Annotated in this window: 14 protein-coding genes; 11 read left to right on the top strand and 3 right to left on the bottom strand. The window is 26.9% G+C overall.

The window, feature by feature from the left end; translation table 11 throughout:
* Positions 1-445: 445 nt before the first annotated feature.
* A complete protein-coding gene (gene hisF, locus MBFIL_RS05920) occupies positions 446-1,270 on the top strand; it encodes an imidazole glycerol phosphate synthase subunit HisF (RefSeq protein ID WP_066972440.1) in 825 nt (274 codons plus the stop codon).
* Between the two features lie 166 nt (positions 1,271-1,436).
* On the opposite strand, the gene MBFIL_RS05925 is transcribed toward hisF, so the two are convergent.
* On the bottom strand, positions 1,437-3,287 hold the full coding sequence (locus MBFIL_RS05925; protein ID WP_066972443.1) for a threonine--tRNA ligase: 1,851 nt from the start codon (positions 3,285-3,287) through the stop codon (positions 1,437-1,439).
* An 864-nt stretch (positions 3,288-4,151) separates the two neighbouring features.
* On the opposite strand from MBFIL_RS05925, the gene hacA reads away from it, so the two are divergent.
* From hacA to MBFIL_RS05955, 6 genes are all read left to right on the top strand, one after another.
* Positions 4,152-5,399, top strand: coding sequence for a homoaconitase large subunit (hacA, locus tag MBFIL_RS05930; protein ID WP_066972446.1), 1,248 nt, complete (start codon positions 4,152-4,154; stop codon positions 5,397-5,399).
* 88 nt (positions 5,400-5,487) lie between these two features.
* Positions 5,488-5,967, top strand: a complete 480-nt coding sequence (locus tag MBFIL_RS05935) for a 3-isopropylmalate dehydratase small subunit (RefSeq protein WP_066972448.1) — start codon at positions 5,488-5,490, stop codon at positions 5,965-5,967.
* Positions 5,968-6,459: 492 nt separating this feature from the next.
* Positions 6,460-7,254, top strand: a complete 795-nt coding sequence (locus tag MBFIL_RS05940) for an HAD family hydrolase (RefSeq protein ID WP_066972451.1) — start codon at positions 6,460-6,462, stop codon at positions 7,252-7,254.
* Between the two features lie 103 nt (positions 7,255-7,357).
* A complete protein-coding gene (locus MBFIL_RS05945; protein ID WP_066972453.1) occupies positions 7,358-8,251 on the top strand; it encodes a HEAT repeat domain-containing protein in 894 nt (297 codons plus the stop codon).
* Between the two features lie 580 nt (positions 8,252-8,831).
* Positions 8,832-12,065, top strand: a complete 3,234-nt coding sequence (ileS, locus tag MBFIL_RS05950; RefSeq protein ID WP_066972456.1) for an isoleucine--tRNA ligase — start codon at positions 8,832-8,834, stop codon at positions 12,063-12,065.
* A gap of 113 nt (positions 12,066-12,178) precedes the next feature.
* A complete protein-coding gene (locus MBFIL_RS05955) occupies positions 12,179-13,177 on the top strand; it encodes a DNA glycosylase (protein WP_066972459.1) in 999 nt (332 codons plus the stop codon).
* Between the two features lie 72 nt (positions 13,178-13,249).
* On the opposite strand, the gene MBFIL_RS05960 is transcribed toward MBFIL_RS05955, so the two are convergent.
* Both MBFIL_RS05960 and MBFIL_RS05965 read right to left on the bottom strand, forming a co-directional pair.
* Positions 13,250-14,038 (bottom strand): EFR1 family ferrodoxin, encoded by a 789-nt coding sequence (locus MBFIL_RS05960; protein ID WP_066972463.1) that lies wholly within the window; start codon positions 14,036-14,038, stop codon positions 13,250-13,252.
* A gap of 223 nt (positions 14,039-14,261) precedes the next feature.
* The gene (locus MBFIL_RS05965) at positions 14,262-14,684 is read right to left on the bottom strand and encodes a peptidylprolyl isomerase (RefSeq protein ID WP_066972465.1); all 423 of its coding nucleotides are present in this window, start codon (positions 14,682-14,684) and stop codon (positions 14,262-14,264) included.
* Positions 14,685-15,059: 375 nt separating this feature from the next.
* Between MBFIL_RS05965 and MBFIL_RS05970 the strand changes: the two genes are divergently transcribed.
* The 4 genes from MBFIL_RS05970 (at position 15,060) to MBFIL_RS05985 (ending at position 19,596) form a co-directional block, all read left to right on the top strand.
* The gene (locus tag MBFIL_RS05970; RefSeq protein ID WP_066972468.1) at positions 15,060-15,761 is read left to right on the top strand and encodes a hypothetical protein; all 702 of its coding nucleotides are present in this window, start codon (positions 15,060-15,062) and stop codon (positions 15,759-15,761) included.
* Between the two features lie 464 nt (positions 15,762-16,225).
* Positions 16,226-17,149, top strand: coding sequence for a branched-chain amino acid transaminase (locus MBFIL_RS05975; protein WP_066972471.1), 924 nt, complete (start codon positions 16,226-16,228; stop codon positions 17,147-17,149).
* A gap of 84 nt (positions 17,150-17,233) precedes the next feature.
* Positions 17,234-18,058 carry an undecaprenyl-diphosphate phosphatase gene (locus MBFIL_RS05980; RefSeq protein WP_066972475.1) on the top strand — a complete coding sequence of 275 codons (825 nt, stop codon included), beginning with the start codon at positions 17,234-17,236 and terminating at the stop codon, positions 18,056-18,058.
* Between the two features lie 218 nt (positions 18,059-18,276).
* Positions 18,277-19,596 (top strand): amidohydrolase family protein, encoded by a 1,320-nt coding sequence (locus tag MBFIL_RS05985; RefSeq protein WP_066972478.1) that lies wholly within the window; start codon positions 18,277-18,279, stop codon positions 19,594-19,596.
* The last annotated feature ends 574 nt before the right edge of the window (positions 19,597-20,170 follow it).

Raw genomic sequence — 20,170 nt, forward strand, 5'->3', positions numbered from 1 at the left:
TATAAGAATAATAGAAATAAAAATAAATGCAAAATAAAATGGAATTTCACTAAAAACGATGCTGATAAAAAATTATCCAAATATTATATTAACATATGAATATCATAAAAATTAAATTGTCGAGACATTAGTAATGTTTCATAAGTTTATGTGTAATACATATATTTTTACTCTTTAGTGATGTATTTGAAAGTAATAGCTAACTTTTTCACGTGATTAGTAATACGCGTTAAATGTGGATAGATTAAGATTTAAGATTATATATAAAATTATAAAAGTTAATAAAAGATATTTCTTTAAATGTAAACTATAACAAGCAATAGCTAAAATATTATTAAAATAGTTAAAATAGCTATTTTTATTATTACATAATATTATTTATTAAGTTCATTATTATAATTAAATTTACTATATCTAGTAATCAATTATCAAAATAGGAGTAACAATGTTAACTAAAAGAATAGTACCGTGTTTAGATTGTGATTTAAATGTGCCTGAAGGGCGAGTTGTTAAAGGAATTGAATTTAAACAGATTAAATATGCTGGTGAGCCTGCAGAACTTGCAAAGAAGTATTATATCGATGGTGCTGATGAGATTGTTTTTTTAGATATTACAGCATCTCATGAGCGAAGAGGTACTATGAAACATGTTATTGAAAAAGTTACAGAAGAAGTCTTTGTCCCTATATGTGTAGGTGGAGGAATTCGTAAAGTTGAAGACTATGTTAATATGCTTAACAGTGGGGCTGATAAATGTTCTACTAACACAGCAGCTATTCATAATCCTGACCTTATAAATGAAGCATCTGAGGTAGTTGGTTCACAGGCCTGTGTCATAGGTATTGATGCAAAAGCAAGATTTGTTGAAAATCCAAAAGAACATACTGATAAGAACATAGTTGAAACAAAAGATGGGTACTGTTGGTTTGACTGTAGTATATATGGTGGAAGAGAATTTACAGGAATAGATGCAATTTCTTGGGCAATAGAATGTCAAGAACGAGGAGCAGGTGAAATTCTCTTAACTTCTATGGATAGAGACGGAACAAAAGATGGCTATGATATAGCACTTACAAAAGCTATTAATGATGCAGTAGATATTCCAGTAATAGCTTCTGGTGGTGGAGGAAATCCTGAAGATATTTATCAAGTATTTAAACAAACCGATGTTAATGCAGCATTGGCTGCAAGTATATTCCATTTTAATGAATATCCAGTCCATGTTGTTAAGGATTATTTAAAGGGAAAAAAACTGAATGTTAGAATTTAATTTAATTAGTTCTTCTATTTATTTCTCATTTTTATCAAAAATTTCTTTTAAAAGCTTATATTTGCATTTATTAAGTGTTATATGTTCAGATCGATAACACTCATGATAAAATATTATAAAATGAGTTATAATACTTTTTAAAAAAGTATTAAATATCACTACATTATTATTTAAAATTAATTCTTGTTGAAAGTTTCTTAGGAAGTGGTAATTTTCTAAATGGAAGATTTTTACATTTAGCATTTATTTTTTCAACTAATTCCTCTTTTGTAAGATCTTCTTTTTGTTTGGTTGATCTTATAGAGACTGAGAATATGTTATTTTCTATTTCATTATCTCCAATTACTACTGTGTAAGGTATCCATTCTTTAGCTGCATTTCTGATTTTTTTACCTAATCTGTCTTCTCTATCATCAACATCCACTCTGATATTGTTTTGTGAAAGTTCTTCTGCTAAATTATTTGAGTATTCTAAGTGGCTGTCATTAATTGGAATAATTCTAAGTTGGATTGGAGATAGCCAAACTGGTAACATTGGAGGCTTTTCATTTAGTTCAATAGCTGTTTTTTCAAGTAAACTGCATATAACTCTTTCAATACTTCCTGTTGGACTGCAATGGATTATAACTGGGTGATGTTCTTTTTCATCTTCTCCGAGATAGCTTATATCAAATCTTTTTCCACTTTCAACATCTATCTGGACAGTTGGATTTTCAATTGGTCTTCCTAAAGCGTCTATTGCTGCGAAATCTATTTTACAAACCCAATAGTGTTTTCTCTCAGGTATTATTTCAAAAATAACTGGTTTAGCTATTTTTTCAGCTATTTTGTCCATCCATACTTTGTTTTCTTTGTAGAATTCTTCTGTTGCTCTTAAAATTACTTCATAATCTACATTTAAATCTATTCCAGTTTGAATACAAACATCAGTTTGTTTTTCAAATTCTTCAAGAGTTTGATTCATGTCTACACATGCAGTATGCCAATCTGGCATTGTGAAAGCTCTAAGCCTTTTTAAACCAACAACTTCTCCTCTTTTTTCATATCTAAAACTGTAAGTTGAAAGTTCATACACTCGTGCTGGCAAATTCTTCCATGTTAAAAATGATTCTCCAAGAACTCTAAATGCACCAAAACAACATGCAAATCTAAGCATTAATTCTTTTTTAGTGTGGATTTTGTATTGTCTTTCTCCAAACTTACCTGCATGTTCTGAAATGGCCTTATTTTCTAAATCATACATAACTGGAGTTTCAATAGGCATTGCTCCATTTTCAACTACTAAATTATAAACATAATCACTTAAAAGATCACGAACAAGCCTTCCTTTAGGATACCATTTGAGATTACCAACATCTGATGCACTTTCATAGTCACATAACTCTTTTTCTCTCATTAATTTTACATGAGGAGGATCAGTAGTTTCTGTTTTTGATGATTCACCAAGTTCATATTCTATAAATCGTTTAAGATTTTTATTGTTATATGTATATTCATCAGGAGCTATTAATTTACCATTATCATATATTAAGAATTTAGGATCATGCTTTAAGTCTTGTTTATCTTCATCATCATTTTCTGATTTTTCTGATTCATTTCCACTTATATTTCTTGAAAGCTCAGATAATGGGTGACCTTTACAGGATAATTCAAATGACTTATACCAACCAAATGGTACTCTGTAAACATTGAATCCTTCTTCTTTAAGAGCTTTTTCTGCATTAACTAATATTTTAATAGCTATTTGTGGAGAGCTTAAAGATGATGAAAGATGAGCATAAGGATATAATACTATTGTTTCAGATTTTATATCACTGTGTACACTTTTAACCTCTTCAATAAAGTTTTTAACAACTTTTTCCTCATTTTTTTCATCTTCTTTTTCAACAGCAGTGAAAACTACAAGTGAATCTTCAAATGCACCTTCTTGTTTACTATCATCAATTTCTTCAGCTATTTTGGTTTTATTTTTAGTTTTATATTTTAAATAATCTGAATGAATAAGTAGTACTCTCATTAAAACACCTTTTTTGATTTTTATATGATAAATAATAATATTTTTATAATTTTTAGTATTATTTTAAATATAATGTAAATTAAGCTATTTTTAATATTAATAAAAGCATTTCTTATACTTAAAATGGTTTATTTTTGGAAATAGCTTTTGTTCAAACTTTTTTTAAAAGTTTGTTTCATAGTAATAAAAGCATTTCTTATGCTTAAATTGGTTTATTTTTGGAAATAGCTTTTGTTCAAACTTTTTTTAAAAGTTTGTTTCATAGTAATAAAAGCATTTCTTATGCTTAAATTGGTTTATTTTTTGGAAATAGCTTTTGTTCAAACTTTTTTTAAAAGTTTGTTTCATAGTAATAAAAGCATAATTAATGCTTAAAATTCTTTATTTATGGAAATAGCTTTTGTTCAAACTTTTTTTAAAAGTTTGAAATGTTTGTTTCATATTAAAAAACATTTATAACAACTAAAATACTTATCTTAAGAAAATAAGTTTTGATCAAACTTTTGCTTAGATGAAACTTAGAGAAAATCTTGTTTTCTCGTTTTTAAAAGCTTGTACATATTTGTAAAAAGTTTAGTGAGAAATAATTTATCTCTTTTATATATCTTTTTCATCATTAATTAATATTTTTATAATTTTTATAATATGATTTATAAATATTAAAATTAATATTATTAATACTAATTATAAATTTTTTAATTTATTTTATTATTGCATTAAATCATGAAATTGTATTATATTATAAAATATTATATTGTTATAATGTTTTTAATTAATATACTAGTTTTTAATAGAATATTATCAACATTATAATCATATGTTAATTAAATAAGAATTATATATTGTATAATAGGTGAAATTAGAATGTCTATGACTATGTCTGAAAAAATTTTAGCTAAAGCTTCTAATGTGGATAAGACTAATGCTGGCGAAATTGTAATGGCCAATATTGATGTTGCAATGGTTCATGATTTAACAGGGCCACTTGCTGTTGAGTCATTTAAGAAAATAGGAACTAAAAAGGTATGGGATAAGGATAAAATTGTAATTCCGTTTGATCATCAAATACCTGCGGATTCTCTTGATTCTGCAAATAATCATATTATGATGCGTAAATTCGTGAAAGAACAGGAAATAACTAATTTTTATGATCTTAATCAAGGTGTTTGTCACCAAATACTTCCAGAACTTGGACACATCGTTCCAGGAGAAGTAGTTGTAGGTGCAGATTCACATACATGTACTCATGGAGCTTTAGGAGCATTTTCAACAGGAATAGGCTCAACTGACATGGCAATGGTATTTTCAACAGGACAATTATGGCTTAAAGTACCAGAAACCAACAGATTCAATGTGGAAGGGAAATTGAAAGAGAATGTTTACGCAAAAGATGTTATTTTACATATCATTGGAGAAGTTGGAGTAGATGGATCAACATACAAAGCATGTGAATTTGCAGGTTCAACTATAAGTGATATGACTATTTCAGACAGAATGGTACTTTGTAATATGGCTATTGAAATGGGAGGAAAAACTGGACTTGTAGAACCAGATTCAAAAACTTTAAAATATGTTAATACAAGATCAAATAAACAATTCGAGGTTTTCAAAACAGATTTAGATTCTCCATCACTTACCCAAATAGCTATTGATGTAGATGATCTTGAACCACAAGTAGCATGTCCACATAATGTAGATAATGTAAAACCAGTATCTGAAATAGGAGATATTGAAATAGACCAAGTATTTTTAGGTTCATGTACAAATGGTAGAATTAGTGACTTAAGAGATGCAGCTAAAATACTTAAAGGAAATAAAGTAGCAAAAGGAGTTAGAATGCTTGTTATTCCAGCTTCAAAAGAGATTTACACTAAAGCACTAAATGAAGGATTAATGAATATTTTCGTTGATTCAGGAGCAATAGTTTGTAATCCATGTTGTGGTCCTTGTTTAGGTGGCCATATAGGACTTATTGGACCTGGAGAAGTAAGTTTATCAACTTCTAACCGAAATTTCAAAGGAAGACAAGGTAGTCCTGAGGCAGAAGTCTATCTTTCATCAGCAGCAACAGCAGCTACATCTGCAATCACAGGAAAGATAACAAGTCCATAATAACAATGAACAGGTTAATAACTTAAAATAATAGCTTAAAGTAACAATTTAAACTAATAGCTTAAACAATAGCTTAAAAGGTGTTAATATGAAAGGAAAAGTATGGAAATTTGAAGATGATATTGATACAGATATTATTGTACCTGGAAGGTATTTAATATACACAGATCCAGATAAATTAGCTAAACATTGTATGGAAGGTGTAGATTCAGAATTTTACAATAAAATAAATAAAGGAGATTTCATAGTAGCAGGAAAAAACTTTGGTTGTGGTTCATCAAGAGAACATGCGCCAATAGCCCTAAAAGGAGCAGGAGTCGGAGCGGTAATAGCTGAATCCTTTGCAAGAATCTTCTATCGTAATGCAACTAATGTTGGAATCCCTTTACTTGAAGCTCCAGGAATATCCAAAGCTTTAAGGCAAGGTGAAGAAATAGAATTACAAATGGATAATGGGGTAATTATTTCAGAATCTGGTGATAAGTATGAATTTAAGAAATTACCTCCATTTATGTTAGAAATTCTTGAAAATGGTGGATTAATTTCTTATTTAAAAAATAAGGAATAATAAGAATTAATTATATATTAACCAATTATTATTACTATTTTCTATTTTATTATTACTATATCCTTTTTATTATTACTATTCTCCACTTTTATTATTACTATTTTTTCTTTCATATTTTGTTTTAATATTTAAAAGAACAGGACAAAATAGCTATTTTTCTAGCAAAAATGATAATTAATATATAAATTAATATAGAAATAATAGCTATTGAATTAGAAAAGAATCAAGAGTTTAAAAAAAATTACTGCAACAAATGCTTGTTTGAATGTGGATATTGATATTATAATCCTCTTTATTGAACATTTATAATTAGATAATCTATATTCATTCCAATAAACTTTCTATGAGTTATTTTCACATTGTTCTGATTAACCATTGTATATTGCATTGTTGTATCTATTTTTATTACTATTTTTAAAGTGATGTAATATATCAAAACATATTAAGTAAAAAATCATTATATACTTGTAATGATTATTTATGGTGTAAAAAATGACTAAAAAAGCTATTGTTTTTGATGTTTCAGGGACATTAATTAAGCGATATGGGAATATACTCTCTGTTGATACTGGTGAAAATCTTAAAAAAAGTACTTTAGATGTAATAGATGAACTGGGCCATGTTGTACTTGTAGTTCTTCAAACAAACACTAAAAAAACAGTGATGGAAGCAAATCCCAATGAAACATTATATGATTTTTTAAATAATAAGGATATAGCTATTAATATTAGCTATTCTTCTTCTAATATAGGTCTTGATGATTTAATAGCTAAACTTAAATGTGATAAAGTTACTCTTAGCTATTTTCAAGAATCTGCGAAATATTTAACAAAAGAATATGGGTCTCTTGAAATATGTAGTGGCTCTGCGTTTATATATAATACAAAGGAAAATAGGATTCAATATACCATAACTGCAGGAGGTAAAATATTTCAAAATACTTCTAAAGTAATAGATACACTAAATAAAAGGGGAATAAATTCATTTATTGCATCTGGAGATAGGATTAATTCATTATATGATTTAGGTCAAAAAATTAATATACCTAAGGCAAATATATTTGATACAGTTAATGAATATGGGAAAGAAAAGATTGTAGAAGATTTTCAACTTAAAGGATTTAAGGTCATGATGGTAGGTAATGGTTCAAATGATGTTTTAGCTTTTAAAAAATCGGATTTAAGTGTACTCACAACAGAACAAGGTGAATTTATCCGTAAAGATCTTTTTAATGAAGTAGATGTTGTTGTAGATCATATTATCGATATTTTAGATATTGATTTTTAAAATAAATTTCATATTTCATTGTAAAATAGTTATTATAAATATAAAATTGTTTAGATTATATTTAATTAGTTGATATCATGGCTATAAAAGATAGTGATAAAAAATGCTAAATAGACAAAAAAGAGGACAAATAGAAAATGAAGATCTTTTTCCTTTTAAAAATTATAGTCGTGATGACCTTTTAGCTATTCTCAATAGTAAAAATCCTCAAATGAGAACAATAGCTGTGTATTCTTTAGCTAAATATAAAGATGAAACTACCATATATATTTTAGTTGATAAATTCAAGACTGAAAAAGCTCTTTATACAAGATTAGCTATTTCACAAACTTTAGTTGGCTTTGGAGAAATAGCTATTCCTTATTTAATTGAATTACTTGGTAGAATTGGTAATAATCATGAAAAAACATTACCTTCAAAATATTTTAATAAAAAAAGTTTTCCACTTCCTCGTGATTTAGCTGCTAGAACTATCGCTAATTATGGGGAAATAGCTATTCCTTATTTAATTGAAATTTTAAACAAAAACGTTGATGATAAAAACGATTTATTTATTAAACAGCAAACAATTGATGCTATTGGAGCAATAGTTTATAAATCTAATAATTCTAATAATTTTATTTATTTAAAAGGTGTTCATAGCCTTTTAGAAAATATACTAGATTTATTTGATGATATTTTGGAAAATAATACATTTGATGTTAATAAAAAATATAGTGAAACACATGTTTTAATTTGGAAAATATTAAGGTCATTAAGTGGATTTAAGAAAAATGAGTTTGCATTAGATTTGATTTTTTATATTCTATGTAGTTGTGATTTTGATTACAATGATGAGTATTTTTATCCCTTTTATTGGGAGGCTATTCGTTCTATTGGTCAAATAGGTATTAATAGTAATGAAACTACTGAATTCTTAGATTCTTTTGAAGATTTTGATAATATTCACGTTAATAAAGCATTAGAAATAGCTAAATGGTCTTTAAACATTAAATAATACTCGACAATATCAGATAATCAGATAATACTGGATAATATCAGATAATATCGGATAATATCAAATAGTATTAAATTAATATCAACTATCAAATGTTATTATTAACCTATATTTGATTATTACAAAACAAACTTTTAAAAACGAAAAATCAAAGATTTCTCTAAATTTTCATCCTGAAATAAAAGTTGATCAAAAGCTATTCTAAAAATTAAGCATCTAAACATATCTAAACATAAAAAAATGCTTTGTTAATATTAAAATATATTTTATTATTACTAAAATTATAGAAAACATATTAAACATAATTAAACATAAGAAAAATATTATACCTATTACTTTACATATTAATACACTATTAAATTTTATAAAAACTTTAAAATTAAGTTAATATTAATTATATTATCTTAAATTTTATATTTTTTTAAAATATTTATCTTAATTTAAAATATATAAATTAATTTAGAATAATTTATTTTGATAACTCTAATAATTATCTTATTTTAATAACTAATTGATTTTAGAAATAATTTCAATAAATTGATTTCAATTAATTTAATAAAAATACTATAGGGGAAATATCATGCCAATTAAAGAAGCTGATAAATCATACCAATACAATGAAATAGAGAAAAGGATTCAAGAATTTTGGGAAAAATATGATATTTATAACAAAACTAATAAGTTACGGGAAAATTGTCCAAAGTATTCATTTTTAGACGGTCCTCCTTATTGTAGTGGAAAAATACATCTGGGGACTGCTTGGAATAAGACTATTAAAGATACTTACCTTAGATTTAAAAGTATGAGTGGTTTTAATCTTAGACGTCAGGCTGGATGGGATGCACATGGTCTTCCAATTGAGCATAAGGTTGAACAACTTTTAAATATTGAAAATAAACAAGAAATTGAAGAAGAATATGGAATAGCTAAATTTATAGAGAAATGTAAGGAATTTGCATTAAATAATAAAGATGCAATGACTAAACAGTTTAAAGACATTGGAGTATGGATGGATTGGGATAAATCTTACATTACAATTGATCCAAAATATATTGAGTCTTGTTGGTGGACACTTGAACAAGCACACAAGAAAAATTTACTTATTAAAGATTTAAGAGTAATTAGTGCATGTCCAAGATGTGAAACTGCTCTTGCTGCTGCGGAAATTGATTATGATGATAAAGAGGATCCTTCAATATTTGTTAAGTTTCCATTGGATAAAAAATTATTAAAAAGACCATTTGACAAACTTCCAGAATATTTACTTGTTTGGACAACTACTCCATGGACACTACCATCCAATTTAGCTGTTTCAGCAAATCCTAAATTTAATTATGCATTTGTTAAGGTAAATAATGAAATTTTAATAATTGCAGAGTCATTAGTTCAGGAGGTACTTAAAGGAAATGAATATCTCACTGTAAAAATTATTAGTGGAGAAGAACTTGAAGGAATGGGTTATAAACCACCTCTTCTTGAAGAAGTTCCAAAACAAAAGGAGTTTAAGGAAGAAGATATTCCAACCTACACTGTACTTATGGGGGATCATGTTGAAATTGGGGAAGGAACAGGATTTGTTCATACTGCACCAGGACATGGTCCAGAGGATTATGAAATCGGTCAAAAATATAATTTACCAATATTCTCACCAGTAAATGAAAATGGAACATTTACAAATGAAGCAGGTAAATATAAAGGTCAATTTATTAAAGGTGCTGACAGTGAAATAATCAATGATTTAAGAGCTAAAAAGATTTTGTTTAAAGAAGATGTTATAAATCACAGATATGGCCAATGTTGGAGGTGTAAAACTCCTATTTTCTACCTTGCAACTGAACAATGGTTCTTAAAAGTCACAGAAATTAAGGATAAAATGTTATCTCAGATAGATAATGTTGAATGGGTTCCTTCTTGGGCTGGAGAAAGTAGATTTAGGGATTGGGTTGATAATGCACGTGACTGGACAATTTCAAGACAAAGATACTGGGGAATACCAATTCCAATATGGGTATGTCCAGATTGTGGAGAAATGAAAGTAATAGGGTCAGTTATTGACTTAAAAAATAATTCATTAAATAAAATAGAAGCAAATGATGAAGATCTTGTTCACAGACCATATGTAGATGAAATACTAATGAAATGTGGTAAAGAAGGTTGTAATGCCATAATGAAAAGAGTTCCAGATGTTTTAGATGTTTGGATTGACTCTGGAGTTGCAGGATGGGCTTCGCTTTACTATCCTCAAGAAGAAGGCAATGGAAAGGATAAATTTGAAGACTGGTATCCCTACGACTTTATTACAGAGGGTCATGATCAAACAAGAGGATGGTTCTATTCTCAACTTGGAGCAGGTGTAATATCAAACAACAGAGTTCCATATAATAAAGTTTTAATGCATGGTTTTGTTTTAGACGAAGATGGAAGAAAAATGAGTAAATCATTAGGTAATGTTGTCCAACCAGAAGAAGTAATTGGGGATTATGGTGCAGATGTACTGAGATTCTATCTTTTATGGGCAAGCAAACCATGGGATGATTTAAAATTTGTATGGGATGAATTAAAGAATGTTAAGAAGATGTTCACAATTCTTTGGAATGTTTATGTATTTTCAACTACATACATGTCCTTAGATGATTTCAACCCAGATAAATGTCAAGATAATAGTATAAATCTTAGAAATGAGGATAAATGGATTATTTCAAAAGCAAATTCCTTAGTTAAAAACGTTCAAGATGATTTAGAAAACTTATTCTTCCATCAAGCTACAAGAAGAATCAACCACTTTATTTTAGAGGATTTAAGTCGTTGGTATGTCAGATTAATTAGAGGAAGAACATGGGTTGAAAAAGATGATCCTGATAAGTTAGGAGCATATCACGCTTTATACACAGCATTTGAGCTACTTATAAAAACTTTATCTCCAATATCACCACACATAGCTGAGGAAATGTATCAAAACCTCATAGTAGATGTAAAGTCTAACACACATGAAAGTATTCATATGGAAGATTGGAAATACGACGAAAACAGTATAGACGATGAATTAGAATCTAATATGGATATTGTAAGGGATATTATTGAGGCAAGCTCTCGTGGAAGAGATATAGCTAGATATAAACTAAGGTGGCCTGTAATCGATATAACAGTAACATCAACTAATACCAAAGTCCTTGATGCAGTAAATGACTTAGTTGATATTATTAAAGATCAATCTAACACAAAAAAAGTAATAACTTCTCAAGAACTTGAAAACATGAGTTTTATAGCTAAAGCAAACTTAAAGCTATTAGGTTCAAAATTAAAAGCTGATGTTCGATTTGTTAAACAATTCTTAGAAGAAGCAGATGGTAATAAAATCAAAGAAGAACTTGAAAAAAATGGTAAAATAGCTATTAAAAACGATAATATAACAATAAATGAAAATAAAACAATTGAACTTTTACCAGAAGAAGTTTTATTTGAAAATGAAGTTCCAGAGGATATTGTAGGGTCTGATTTTGCTGAAGGAACAGTTTTCATAAATACAAAAATAACTCCAGAAATATTAGAAGAAGCAATGGCAAGAGAACTTATAAGAAGAGTTCAAGACATGAGAAAAGACATGGATTTAGATGTAGAAGCAAATATAGAAGTTCAAGTTGATTCAACCTACTTTAAAGAATTATTAGCCAACCAAATCCCATTTATCTCAACTGAAGTAAGAGCAAGTAATTTATTATTTAAATCAATAGAAAATATTGATGAGGAAAATAGTTATAGGAAAGAATGGAAAATTGAAGGTAATGAACTAGAAATTTTGATTATTAAAGCTTAATTATTTTAGTTTTTAGTTTTTAGTTTTTAATTTTTATTTTTTATTTTTTATTTTTAAGCTAAAAGTAATAATTAATTAACAATAATAAATAATTAATCATTTAAAAAGATAAAATGAAATTAAACTCTAACCATAACTCTAACCATAACTCTAAACATAACTTTAAATTAAATTCTAAAATAAATCTAAAATTAACTGAAGAATCAGGTCAGACTTCACAACCTCCTTGGAAATTAGTTGATAATAGCTATTATTCTTTAATTAAAACGGATAAAACACCAATATTATTAAAAATTTCTCAACAGGATATTAATAGCTTAGATGTTGACTGGGAATTACCAATTAATTATGATGGAAATATTAATGAAATAGCTATTAAAAAAGAAGTAAATAGAATATTTGATTTAGATTTTGATTTAGATAAGTTTTATAAATATCTTCACAACAATTGCGAACTTGCTCCATCCCTAGATTTCTGTAAAGGACTTAGGTTATTTATTGCTCGAGATCCTTTTGAATGTATAATCTCTTCTATTTCTTCTGCTAATAATTCAATAGCTAGATGGACTAAATCAGTTAATAAAATATCTAATATTTGGGGAAAAACTTACAAGTTTTCTTCTGGTAATTTTAATGATTTCCCATCTCCTGCTGCTTTGAAAGATGTTTACGAGGATAATTTAATCGAATCTGCTGCTACATCTAATGAAAACATTGAAGGGTGTATTTCTAATCTTAAATATTGTGGTTTAGGCTATAGGTCATCTTATATTAAAAAAACAAGTGAAGTACTTACACTTGAAATGGACCTCTCTGAAATCTCTAAAATGACCTATAATGAAGCATTTGACACAATAATATCTCTTCCTGGAGTGGGACCAAAAGTAGCTGACTGTATTTTACTTTATGGATTTAATATGGGAGAAGCTTTTCCATCAGACGTTTGGATAAAACGAATTATTTCTTATCTTTATTTTGATGGAAAAGATATCACTGCCAATAAAGTTCGAAGCTTTGGAATGGAAACTTTCGGTGAATATGCAGGTTACGTACAATTGTACTTGTTTCATTATGCTAGAAAGTCAGGACTAATGGATAAATTAAGAAAATAGCTATTAAACATTGATTTCGAAAAAGTAGAAAATTTTTTCAAAATCTAATTTTTTGAAATCATTAGTAAGTAGCTATTTATCTATTATATTGTTCATTTTAACTAATTCTTCATAATTTATGTCTGGATGATTATATCTTCCTCTATTTTGTGTTTTATTTTTATAATTAAGTGCTTGTTCAGGACAATATTGAATACATGCCATACATTGCTCACATTCATGGTTAAATTCATGTTTATTGCTATTAATTTTAATATTTTGAACTGGACAAAGATTTACACAAATTCCACAATAGGTACAGTTAATATTTACATTGTAATTCTTATCTATTCTTTTTATATTTTTAATCCCTTTATTATAAAAGAATTTAAATAATATTCCTGATTTTTTAGACTTTTTTTCTTCTTTTCTTTTAATTTTATCTAAGATTGGTATGAGGTCTTTATTAGATTTTTCCGTTGTTTCAATGACATTATCTCGCATTTTATATTTAACAATGTAATTTGCAAACATTTTAAGTTTTTCTCCAAAATCTAAGCTTAAATCATGTTTATATTGTAATAATTCATTTAATTGAGATATTCCATTACCTACAAATCCTCCATATGTAGCTATTCCATAATAATAGCTATTTTTATTGTTTTTTAAGTCTAAATTACTTACAAAGTCATATACTTTATTTGGCAACCCTCCAAAATACACTGGATAAACAAATCCAATCGTTTCATATTCTTTCTCTAAATTTACTTCAGCTATTTGATTCATTGAAACAATCTCAACATTCTTTAATTCTTCTGCAATACTTTTTGCAACTTTTAATGAATTTCCAGTTCCTGAAAAATAAAACACAATGTTAGTCATAGTTTTCCCTTTTAATTTGTAATATAATAGCTATTCCAATATAATATCTTTGTTGATACTTTAGCTTTAAAAATAATCTTAAAATTGAAAATTAAGTAATTTAAATAAATATTGTAGAAAAAATAGTATTTCTTTTATTCAAGGTATTCCAAATATATATAAAAAATTAATAATCATATGGATTTTGTGAAATCTTTGATTTCACGAAATCAGTGTTAATCAATTAACCAGTTACAGTAACCTTAATCATCTTGTCTCCTTGTGTAATGGAGTTTACAACATCCATTCCTTTGATAACTTTTCCAAAGACTGTGTGTACACCGTCTAAGTGTGGTTGTGGAGAGTGAGTTATAAAGAATTGGCTTCCTCCAGTGTCCTTTCCTGCGTGAGCCATTGACAATGCACCTGTACCGTGTTTATTGTCGTTTATTTCACATTTGATTGTGTATCCTGGACCACCTGTTCCATTTCCAACTGGACATCCTCCTTGAATAACGAAATCATTTAATACTCTGTGGAAAGTTAACCCATCATAAAATCCTTTTTTAATTAACTTTTCAAAGTTAGCCACGGTATTTGGAGCGTCTTTTTCAAATAATTCAAGTTCTATGTTTCCTTTTTCAGTTTCAATTATTGCTTTCTTCATATTCTCACCTTTAACTTAATATATAATTAGATTATTTAGTATTTATTTAAATTGATATTTTATTTTTTAATACTTTTTCATTTCTATGTTTTTTAGTTTATATAATTAATATCTAATTACTGATTATATAATTGATATAATCATTATCGTATAATTGATATAATCATTATCTAATTTTTAATCTTTTAATTTTGCAACATTATTATATTTTATTAGCTTTATAAATTAATGATTAATTAAGTACTAACTTTTAAATAAGATATTTTGTAATTTATAATTATTAATAACTATTTTATACATTATTATAATCTGCATGATAGTTATTAACATGGTGGTTGGTTTTTAGTTAATATATTAATTGAGGGATGATTTATCATGGATGATTATGATAAAGATAGCTTTGATAAAGAAGATAATTCTTTAAATAATTTTAGAAGTGATTCAGAGCATACTGTAAGAAAAAATTATAATAATGAGGATAATGGAACTTTTAACAATAATTTAGGAAATATTGATTATCCAGATTCAAATTCATATAATGGTGGAGATGTACCTACAAGAAGAAAGCCTAAAAAATCTCTTGCTAAAATAATTGGTTTAAGCTTTATAATACTTATTGTAATAGCTATTATTTTAGGGGCTATTATACTGGCAATACCAATTGATGACACTGATTCTAATGATTTAACAAGTTACAGTAATTACAATATATCTTTTAACTATCCTTCATCTTTAGTTGAATCTCACTATACAGGTTTTGATGCTGTATTCAATAGTTCTGACACTGTTTTTGGTCTTATGGTTAGAGATAGTCTAGGTTATTCACTTGATGAAGTTGCTACGGCTGAAAGTTTAGGAGCTGAACCAGAGGAGATTCTTTCTAAGAATGCTACAACTGTTAATGGTACTAATGCATATGTAATTGGTGTTAAAACTTCTATTTTTGCTGGTGGTTCTGGGAAATTATTGATATTTGAACATAAAGATAAAATATATGCTTTTATATTTGTTGGTACATCTCAAGATAAGGCTACTAATATTTATAATGGGGTGAAAAATAGTATAAAACTTAATTAGAATATATATTTAGAATATAGTTAGTTTAATTCAATAAAGTTATATTTAATGTAATGGAGTATAATTAGTTCTCTATTTTTCTTTTTTTAATTTAATTTTTATTTAATTTTTATTTTAGATTTTTTAATAAATAATTCTATAATTAATTAATAATTACTATTATTTACTATATTATAAGTATTACTATCATTAAAAATAGAATATTATATATAAATAAAATAATAAATAGTATATGGGATAATATAAAATTATATGGAGTAATATAAATTTAAATCACTTATTTTAAATTATCGCTTATTATTTTAATTAATTGAAAATTATCAATATCATGTTATTATTAATTATTAATAAAATAAAAAGGTAATAATCAGGCTTTATTAACATTCTATTATTAAGATAAAATAATAATAAAATATAAATGATAATTAATTAAACTTATAAAAATACTACAGAGATGATAAAGTATGTCATGGGATGAAAATGGTAAGATTTGGATGGATGGTGAATTCGTTGATTGGAAACAGGCTAATATACATGTTTTATCTCATGTAATACATTATGGATCAAGTGTTTTTGAAGGAATACGTGCTTATAAAAGTAATGGTAAGGCTGCTATCTTTAGATTGGAGGAACATGTTTCTCGATTGTTTGATTCTGCTAAAATCTATAAGATGGAGATTCCTTACAGTGAAGAGGAAATAGCTAATGCTATTAAAGAAACAATAGCTATTAACAATTTAAAAGACTGTTATATTCGTCCAATATCTTACAGAGGTTATGGATCACTTGGTGTTAATCCTTTAAACTCTCCAATTAACACATCTATTGCAGTTTGGAAATGGGGGAAATATTTAGGGGATGACGCCATCGAAAATGGTGCAGACATAGGTGTTTCATCATGGAGAAGAATGGCTCCTAATACATTACCAAGTATGTCTAAGGCAGGTGCGAATTATATGAATGCACAACTTGCAAAACTTGAAGCTATTGAAAACAATTATGATGAATGTATCATGTTAGATTACGCAGGATATGTTGGTGAAGGAAGTGGAGAGAACATATTCCTAATTAAAGACGAAATTATATACACTCCTTCATTTGATTCATCAATATTAAGTGGAATTACAAGTGATTCTGTTAAAAAATTAGCTAAAAAACTTGGATATGAAGTTCAAGAGAGAAAAATACCAAGAGAATTTATTTATCTTTGCGATGAGATATTTTTTACAGGAACTGCAGCTGAAGTCACACCAATAAGAACTGTTGATGGAATAACCATTGGTACAGGAAAAAGAGGACCAATTACAGAAGAGATACAAAGTAATTTCTTTAATATAGCCACAGGAAAACTTGAAGATGAATTTAACTGGTTAACATACATTGAATAAACATAATTCTTGATAATTTTTTAATAACATTGCTTAATAACTTTTTAATAGCTATTATAAATATAATAAATGGAGTACAATAGAATGGATGTAATTCAAGCAATAATTGTAGGTATTGTACAAGGATTAACTGAATTTTTACCAATAAGTAGTTCAGCACACTTAGTTTTTGTTCAACACCTTTTAAATGTAGATCACTCAATATCATTTGATGTATTACTTCACTTAGGAACATTAGCTGCAGTATTTGGGTACTATATAAAAGATATAATAGCCATGATAAAAGCATTCTTTTTAAGCCTTAAAGATTTATTTAAAGGAGAATTTAAAAAAGGCATTAAAGAAGATAGCTATAAAAAGCTTGTATGGATGGTTTTAATTGGAACGATACCTGTGGGATGTATTGGTGTAGTATTTAATGATTTTGTAGAAGCAACATTTCAAAGCTTAATGATTCCAGGATTTTTTTTACTTATAACTGGTATTTTACTGTATGCTTCACAAAGAATGAACAATGGTGATATTACAGTAGAAAATATGGGTATTAAACAAACAATTTACATTGGAATTGGTCAAGCATTAGCTATTTTCCCTGGACTTTCAAGATCTGGAACTACAATTTCAACAGGACTTTTAGCAGGATTAGATAAAGAATTTGCAGCAAAATTCAGTTTTTTACTTTCAATTCCAGCTATTTTAGGAGCAACAGTAGTTCAATTAACAGGAATAGAATCAGGTTTCGGCTCAAACATGCTCCCCTATGTTGCAGGATTTATAGCAGCAGCAATATCAGGATATTTAGCTATTAGCTTACTTATAAGATTAATTAAAGAGAAAAGTTTAGATGGGTTTGCATATTACTGTTGGATAGTAGGTGCATTTGTTCTTGTATATTTAATATTCTTTTAAATAATATATCCAATATTCTTTTAAATTTTACTAATTCTTCAAATTTCTTTTAAACATGTTTGCATGTTTATTTATTCTTAATAATTATTATTACTAAATAATAACTAATTAATTATTATTAATAGTAATTGTTAACTAATTAATTAACATTAATAATAATTACTAAATTAATAACTAATTAATTAATAACTAATCAAATAACAATTACTTGTGAGATTATGGAAACTAAAAACACCTTAATTAAAAATATAACTGTAATAAGTCCAGTAAATAATAATATCACTAATAATGTTCAAATTAAAAAAGGAACTTCAATACTAATTGAAAATGATAGAATAGCTGAAATATCTTCTAATATATCAGAAAATGCAATTGACAAAGTAATTAACGGTAATGGTAAAATAGCTATTCCTGGACTTATAAATACTCATACTCATGTTCCTATGAATTTATTTAGGGGCTTAGCTGATGATTTAGAATTAGATTCTTGGTTAAACGACCATATATGGCCAATGGAAGCAAATTTAAATGGAGAGTTTACATATATTGGTGCACTTCATGGAATTTTAGAAATGATTAAAACAGGAACTACAACCTTTAATGATATGTACTTCTATCTTAATGATATTGCAAAAGCTGTAGAAGAATCAGGGGTTAGAGGAGTTCTATCCTATGGAATGATTGATTTTTTTGACGATGAAAAAAGAAAAACCGAACTTAAAGAAAGTACAAAGACAGTTAAGGAGTTCAATGGTAAATATGATAGAATTAAGATTAATTATGGTCCACATTCTATTTATACATGTTCTAAAGAGTTACTCATCGAAACAAGAGCTTTAGCAAATAAATACAACACTGGAATTCATATTCACATGAGTGAAACTAAAAAAGAAATAGATGATGTCTATGAGGCTCAAGGAAAACATCCTTTTGAATATTTAGAAGAAATTGGATTTTTAGGTGAGGATGTATTAGCTGCTCATTGTGTATGGTTGAATAATAAAGAAATAGCTATTATAAAAGAGAATAATGTTAAAATTTCACATAATCCATGTAGTAATATGAAATTAGCTTCTGGAATAGCTCCAATTGATAAATTAACAGAAAATAATATTTGTGTTTCACTTGGAACTGATGGTGCATCATCAAACAATAATTTAGACTTGTTTGAAGAAATGAAGTTTGCATCACTTCTTCAAAAAGTAAATACATTTAATCCTGAGGTACTTCCAGCAGGAAAAATCCTTGAAATGGCAACAATTGATGCTGCAAAAGCATTAGGAATGGAGAATGAAATTGGTTCTATAGAAGAAGGTAAAAAAGCAGATATTATATTGCTTGACACGAGTAATGTTAATTTAACTCCAACTGTTAATTCACTTATATCTCACATTGTTTATTCAGGAAATGGTTACAATGTTGATACAACAATATGTAATGGTGAGATATTAATGGAAGATAAGGAAGTTAAGACTTTAAATGAACAGGAAATCATTAAAAAAACAAATGAAACAGTAAAATTAATGAAAGAGGCTTAAATAACTTAAAGAATCTTAATTTTTCTTTAAGCATACTAGTGCATTTAAAAATTTTTGTATTTAAAAATTTTAAGATTACTAAAATATTAACTTAAATAAATGATTATTATTTTTAATATAAGTATTACTATTTTCTAATATTTTTTATTTTTATTTAAATTCTAAATACTCTTAATCAAATGCTTTATTCTCATATTATTTAATATACTAATTTTTAATTAAATTTAAATAGAATTATTCTTTTTTTCATATAAAATTAAAAGATTTTCATGATATAATTTTAGTAAAAAGTATTACTAATCATTATTTCAATGATTTTAATCTGTTATTTATTAAAATTAAACTTAAAAACTTTTTTTAATGTTCTTTTGGCTGTGCAATAATTATTTTTTGATTCTTTTTAGTTATGCTTAGTTTTAAATATTATGGGGTGTAATATAGTATTAATGTTTTTTAGTTTTTGTTGAGTTGGTGTTTATGGTTTTGCATGAAGATAGTATTGGTCAGGTGTTTTTACTTCCTTTGAATTTGAGGGACTTTATTCCAGATAATCATATTTGTTTTTTTATTGAGG

The organism is Methanobrevibacter filiformis (assembly GCF_001639265.1).
Lineage (GTDB): Archaea > Methanobacteriota > Methanobacteria > Methanobacteriales > Methanobacteriaceae > Methanacia > Methanacia filiformis.

Bases quoted from the DNA above. Each gene is read 5' to 3' on its own strand.
- MBFIL_RS05985 (WP_066972478.1), top strand. From the start codon at position 18,277: ATGGAAACTAAAAACACCTTAATTAAAAATATAACTGTAATAAGTCCA.
- MBFIL_RS05980 (WP_066972475.1), top strand. From the start codon at position 17,234: ATGGATGTAATTCAAGCAATAATTGTAGGTATTGTACAAGGATTAACT.
- MBFIL_RS05955 (WP_066972459.1), top strand. From the start codon at position 12,179: ATGAAATTAAACTCTAACCATAACTCTAACCATAACTCTAAACATAAC.
- MBFIL_RS05945 (WP_066972453.1), top strand. From the start codon at position 7,358: ATGCTAAATAGACAAAAAAGAGGACAAATAGAAAATGAAGATCTTTTT.
- hacA (WP_066972446.1), top strand. From the start codon at position 4,152: ATGTCTATGACTATGTCTGAAAAAATTTTAGCTAAAGCTTCTAATGTG.
- MBFIL_RS05960 (WP_066972463.1), bottom strand. From the start codon at position 14,038: ATGACTAACATTGTGTTTTATTTTTCAGGAACTGGAAATTCATTAAAA.
- MBFIL_RS05970 (WP_066972468.1), top strand. From the start codon at position 15,060: ATGGATGATTATGATAAAGATAGCTTTGATAAAGAAGATAATTCTTTA.
- hisF (WP_066972440.1), top strand. From the start codon at position 446: ATGTTAACTAAAAGAATAGTACCGTGTTTAGATTGTGATTTAAATGTG.
- MBFIL_RS05925 (WP_066972443.1), bottom strand. From the start codon at position 3,287: ATGAGAGTACTACTTATTCATTCAGATTATTTAAAATATAAAACTAAA.
- MBFIL_RS05940 (WP_066972451.1), top strand. From the start codon at position 6,460: ATGACTAAAAAAGCTATTGTTTTTGATGTTTCAGGGACATTAATTAAG.
- MBFIL_RS05965 (WP_066972465.1), bottom strand. From the start codon at position 14,684: ATGAAGAAAGCAATAATTGAAACTGAAAAAGGAAACATAGAACTTGAA.
- MBFIL_RS05975 (WP_066972471.1), top strand. From the start codon at position 16,226: ATGTCATGGGATGAAAATGGTAAGATTTGGATGGATGGTGAATTCGTT.
- MBFIL_RS05935 (WP_066972448.1), top strand. From the start codon at position 5,488: ATGAAAGGAAAAGTATGGAAATTTGAAGATGATATTGATACAGATATT.
- ileS (WP_066972456.1), top strand. From the start codon at position 8,832: ATGCCAATTAAAGAAGCTGATAAATCATACCAATACAATGAAATAGAG.